Below are 532 nucleotides of genomic sequence, written 5' to 3'. Positions count from 1 at the left end.
AGCCTCGGGTTAGAGACATGGAGGTAGAGCACTGAATGGGCTAGGGGCCGTCTAGGTTACCGAACCTTATCAAACTCCGAATGCCATAGTCTTGATGCCCGGGAGTCAGACTTAGAGTGATAAGATCCTAAGTCAAAAGGGAAACAGCCCAGACCATCAGCTAAGGTCCCAAAGTGCATGTTAAGTGGTAAAGGATGTGGGACTTCTAAGACAACCAGGATGTTGGCTTAGAAGCAGCCATTCATTTAAAGAGTGCGTAATAGCTCACTGGTCGAGAGGTCCTGCGCCGAAGATGTCCGGGGCTCAAACATGCCACCGAAGCTATGGATTTGGTACCGTTGCTAATGCTTATATGGTAGATAGGAAAGAAAAGAGAGGACATCTTTATGCTGCTACGCAGCGAAGCGAAGGAGCAGCATTAGATACAAAAGCTAAAACATGCCATGTAGGCGATAGCAACGGTACCAAATGGTAGGGGAGCTTTCTTAGCGGGTAGAAGTCAGACCGTAAGGACTGGTGGACTGCTAAGAAG

At 48.3% G+C, this 532-nt stretch carries 1 rRNA gene; it reads left to right on the top strand.

The window, feature by feature from the left end:
* Positions 1–532 (top strand): 23S ribosomal RNA (locus tag N2041_RS14780); the annotation flags it as partial.

The organism is Tepidiforma sp. (assembly GCF_026419595.1).
Taxonomy (GTDB): Bacteria; Chloroflexota; Dehalococcoidia; order Tepidiformales; family Tepidiformaceae; genus Tepidiforma.
This window is presented reverse-complemented; position numbering and strand designations above follow the sequence as displayed.